The sequence below is a fragment of the Rathayibacter sp. AY1F9 genome (genome assembly GCF_002932155.1).
Lineage (GTDB): Bacteria > Actinomycetota > Actinomycetes > Actinomycetales > Microbacteriaceae > Rathayibacter.
The window spans coordinates 1-5,185 of the sequence record NZ_PSVA01000047.1; the positions used below are offsets into that span (position 1 = coordinate 1).

A 5,185-nucleotide genomic window follows, 5' to 3' on the forward strand; every position below is an offset into this window, starting at 1 on the left:
CCACTCCTACCAGCCTTTACAACGGTATGAGTGTAGTGATTATCAAGTTATCGGCTTATTAGTACCGGTCAGCTCCGACAGTCTTTAGTCCTGTCTTCCACATCCGGCCTATCAACCCAGTCGTCTGGCTGGGAGCCTCTCCCCCGAAGGGATGGAAATCTCATCTCGAAGCCGGCTTCCCGCTTAGATGCTTTCAGCGGTTATCCGTTCCGAACGTAGCTAATCAGCGGTGCTCCTGGCGGAACAACTGACACACCAGAGGTTCGTCCATCCCGGTCCTCTCGTACTAGGGATAGATCTTCTCAAATTTCCTGCGCGCGCAGCGGATAGGGACCGAACTGTCTCACGACGTTCTAAACCCAGCTCGCGTACCGCTTTAATGGGCGAACAGCCCAACCCTTGGGACCTACTCCAGCCCCAGGATGCGACGAGCCGACATCGAGGTGCCAAACCATGCCGTCGATATGGACTCTTGGGCAAGATCAGCCTGTTATCCCCGAGGTACCTTTTATCCGTTGAGCGACAGCGCTTCCACAAGCCACTGCCGGATCACTAGTCCCGACTTTCGTCCCTGCTCGACTTGTCAGTCTCACAGTCAAGCTCCCTTGTGCACTTACACTCGCCACCTGATTGCCAACCAGGTTGAGGGAACCTTTGGGCGCCTCCGTTACTCTTTGGGAGGCAACCGCCCCAGTTAAACTACCCATCAGGCACTGTCCCTGAACCCGATTAGGGTCCGAAGTTAGATATCCAGAGTGACCAGAGTGGTATTTCAACAATGACTCCACGAACACTAGCGTGCCCGCTTCAACGTCTCCCACCTATCCTACACAAGCCACACCGAACACCAATACCAAACTATAGTAAAGGTCACGGGGTCTTTCCGTCCTGCTGCGCGTAACGAGCATCTTTACTCGTAATGCAATTTCGCCGAGTTCGCGGTTGAGACAGCTGGGAAGTCGTTACGCCATTCGTGCAGGTCGGAACTTACCCGACAAGGAATTTCGCTACCTTAGGATGGTTATAGTTACCACCGCCGTTTACTGGGGCTTAAATTCTCAGCTTCGCCTTGCGGCTAACCGTTCCTCTTAACCTTCCAGCACCGGGCAGGCGTCAGTCCGTATACATCGTCTTGCGACTTAGCACGGACCTGTGTTTTTAGTAAACAGTCGCTTCCCACTGGTCTCTGCGGCCATCGAACGCTCCCGGAGCAAGTCCGTTCACGCCTCAGGCCCCCCTTCTCCCGAAGTTACGGGGGCATTTTGCCGAGTTCCTTAACCACGATTCTCTCGATCTCCTTAGTATTCTCTACCTGACCACCTGAGTCGGTTTGGGGTACGGGCAGCTAGAACCTCGCGTCGATGCTTTTCTTGGCAGCATAGGATCACCGATTTCGACTTGCGTCTACCCATCAGATCTCAGGCTACATGAACGACGGATTTGCCTATCGTTCGCCCTACATCCTTAGACCGGGACAACCATCGCCCGGCTCGGCTACCTTCCTGCGTCACACCTGTTAATACGCTAAACGCACCAGCACGGGGTCGTACGCTAGGCCCAACGCTTCACCCCGAAGGGATCCATCAAAGGGATTCAGATACTTAGCACTACTGGATTGTCTTGGGCGGTTCTTCGCCGGTACGGGAATATCAACCCGTTGTCCATCGACTACGCCTGTCGGCCTCGCCTTAGGTCCCGACTTACCCAGGGAAGATTAGCTTGACCCTGGAACCCTTGGTCTTCCGGAGGACGGGTTTCTCACCCGTCTTTCGCTACTCATGCCTGCATTCTCACTCGTGTGGCATCCACGGCTGGTTCACACCGCCGCTTCACTCGCCACACGACGCTCTCCTACCCATCAACACGGCTGGACCACGAAGGCCTACCACTAATGTCAATGCCACAACTTCGGTGGCGTGCTTGAGCCCCGTTACATTGTCGGCGCGGAATCACTTGACCAGTGAGCTATTACGCACTCTTTCAAGGGTGGCTGCTTCTAAGCCAACCTCCTGGTTGTCTGTGCAACTCCACATCCTTTCCCACTTAGCACGCGCTTAGGGACCTTAGTTGGTGGTCTGGGTTGTTTCCCTCTCGACTATGAAGCTTATCCCCCACAGTCTCACTGCTGCGCTCTCACTTACCGGCATTCGGAGTTTGGCTGACGTCAGTAAGCTTTTGGGCCCCATCGGCCATCCAGTAGCTCTACCTCCGGCAAGAAACACGCAACGCTGCACCTAAATGCATTTCGGAGAGAACCAGCTATCACGAAGTTTGATTGGCCTTTCACCCCTATCCACAGCTCATCCCCTCCATTTTCAACTGAAGTGGGTTCGGTCCTCCACGACGTCTTACCGTCGCTTCAACCTGGCCATGGATAGATCACTTCGCTTCGGGTCTAGACCCTGCGACTGAATCGCCCTATTCGGACTCGCTTTCGCTACGGCTGCCCCACACGGGTTAACCTCGCCACAGAGCACTAACTCGCAGGCTCATTCTTCAAAAGGCACGCCGTCACCCCTACAAGGAGGCTCCGACGGTTTGTAAGCAAACGGTTTCAGGTACTATTTCACTCCCCTCCCGGGGTACTTTTCACCTTTCCCTCACGGTACTTGTCCGCTATCGGTCATCTGGGAGTATTTAGGCTTATCAGGTGGTCCTGACAGATTCACACGGGATTTCTCGGGCCCCGTGCTACTTGGGATACTCTTCACGCCATAACACCATTTCGACTACGGGGCTCGCACCCGCTCTGGCCAGGCGTTCAAACCTGTTCGTCTATGATGCGCTGTAACGTTCACCGGCCGGCAGACCGGAACGAAAAGTCCCACAACCCCGGCCATGCAACCCCTGCCGGGTATCACACATGACTCGGTTTAGCCTCTTCCGCGTTCGCTCGCCACTACTGACGGAATCACTGTTGTTTTCTCTTCCTGTGGGTACTGAGATGTTTCACTTCCCCACGTTCCCTCTACCCGCCCTATATATTCAGGCGGGAGTCACCAGGTCACCACAAGGGGCCTGGCGGGGTTTCCCCATTCGGAAATCCTCGGATCACAGCTCGTTTATCAGCTCCCCGAGGCTTATCGCAGATTACGACGTCCTTCTTCGGCTCCAGATGCCAAGGCATTCACCGTTTGCTCTTATGAACTTGCTAATCACATGAGTTAAGAAACTACAACTCGAAAAGTTGCAGATCCAATGATTTGCATGACCGCAGCCCGAAAGCCGCGCCATGCGAATCTTGTCGATCCACGACCGAAGCCGTGAATCTAAGATGCTCGCGTCCACTGTGTAGTTCTCAAAATACGGGCGGTATCCCTCTCCCACACACCCAGGCGTGAGAAAAAGATCCGGAGAGTCGACCCCGCCACCCGAAGGCAGCCGGCCCGGTCCCTCAGGACCCAACAGCGTGCATGTACCCGACTCCACCGCCCCGACGCGTTCCCAACCCGAAGGCTGTACTGACGCGAGACGATCTCACCGAGCACCTAGTTCAATGTTCCACCCATGAGCTACCAGCAAAGACATTCGCTTTGATCTGGCGCCTGGAACACCCTGCGGTGTCCAGATGCTCCTTAGAAAGGAGGTGATCCAGCCGCACCTTCCGGTACGGCTACCTTGTTACGACTTAGTCCTAATCACCGATCCCACCTTCGACAGCTCCCTCCTTGCGGTTAGGCCACTGGCTTCGGGTGTTACCGACTTTCATGACTTGACGGGCGGTGTGTACAAGGCCCGGGAACGTATTCACCGCAGCGTTGCTGATCTGCGATTACTAGCGACTCCGACTTCATGAGGTCGAGTTGCAGACCTCAATCCGAACTGAGACCGGCTTTTTGGGATTCGCTCCACCTTACGGTATCGCAGCCCTTTGTACCGGCCATTGTAGCATGCGTGAAGCCCAAGACATAAGGGGCATGATGATTTGACGTCATCCCCACCTTCCTCCGAGTTGACCCCGGCAGTCTCCTATGAGTTCCCACCATGACGTGCTGGCAACATAGAACGAGGGTTGCGCTCGTTGCGGGACTTAACCCAACATCTCACGACACGAGCTGACGACAACCATGCACCACCTGTATACCGACCTTGCGGGGCAACCATTTCTGGAAGTTTCCGGTATATGTCAAGCCTTGGTAAGGTTCTTCGCGTTGCATCGAATTAATCCGCATGCTCCGCCGCTTGTGCGGGCCCCCGTCAATTCCTTTGAGTTTTAGCCTTGCGGCCGTACTCCCCAGGCGGGGAACTTAATGCGTTAGCTGCGACACGGAGACCGTGGAAAGGTCCCCACATCTAGTTCCCAACGTTTACGGCGTGGACTACCAGGGTATCTAATCCTGTTCGCTCCCCACGCTTTCGCTCCTCAGCGTCAGTAACGGCCCAGAGAACTGCCTTCGCCATCGGTGTTCCTCCTGATATCTGCGCATTCCACCGCTACACCAGGAATTCCATTCTCCCCTACCGCACTCTAGTCTGCCCGTACCCACTGCAGGCCCGAGGTTGAGCCTCGGGTTTTCACAGCAGACGCGACAAACCGCCTACGAGCTCTTTACGCCCAATAATTCCGGACAACGCTTGCACCCTACGTATTACCGCGGCTGCTGGCACGTAGTTAGCCGGTGCTTTTTCTGCAGGTACCGTCAAGCCGAAGCCCTTCTTCCCTACTAAAAGAGGTTTACAACCCGAAGGCCGTCATCCCCCACGCGGCGTTGCTGCATCAGGCTTTCGCCCATTGTGCAATATTCCCCACTGCTGCCTCCCGTAGGAGTCTGGGCCGTGTCTCAGTCCCAGTGTGGCCGGTCACCCTCTCAGGCCGGCTACCCGTCGTCGCCTTGGTGAGCCATTACCTCACCAACTAGCTGATAGGCCGCGAGTCCATCCTTGACCGAAAAACTTTCCACCCGCACCCGATGCCGGGGCAGGTCGTATCCGGTATTAGACGCCGTTTCCAGCGCTTATCCCAGAGTCAAGGGCAGGTTACTCACGTGTTACTCACCCGTTCGCCACTAATCCACCCAGCAAGCTGGGCTTCATCGTTCGACTTGCATGTGTTAAGCACGCCGCCAGCGTTCGTCCTGAGCCAGGATCAAACTCTCCGTAAAAAAATTACGACCCCCAACCCCGAAGAGAAGGAGAGTCAAGTTTGACCTCTAGCAAATAAGACATCTCTCCGACCCGAAAGCCG

At 55.4% G+C, this 5,185-nt stretch carries 2 rRNA genes; both read right to left on the reverse strand.

The features are described from left to right. Positions 1 to 38: 38 nt before the first annotated feature. Positions 39 to 3,154 (reverse strand): 23S ribosomal RNA (locus tag C5C37_RS16870). Between the two features lie 425 nt (positions 3,155 to 3,579). Next, positions 3,580 to 5,102, reverse strand: a 16S ribosomal RNA gene (locus tag C5C37_RS16875). The 16S and 23S rRNA genes sit together here, the layout of an rRNA operon. Positions 5,103 to 5,185: the final 83 nt, after the last annotated feature.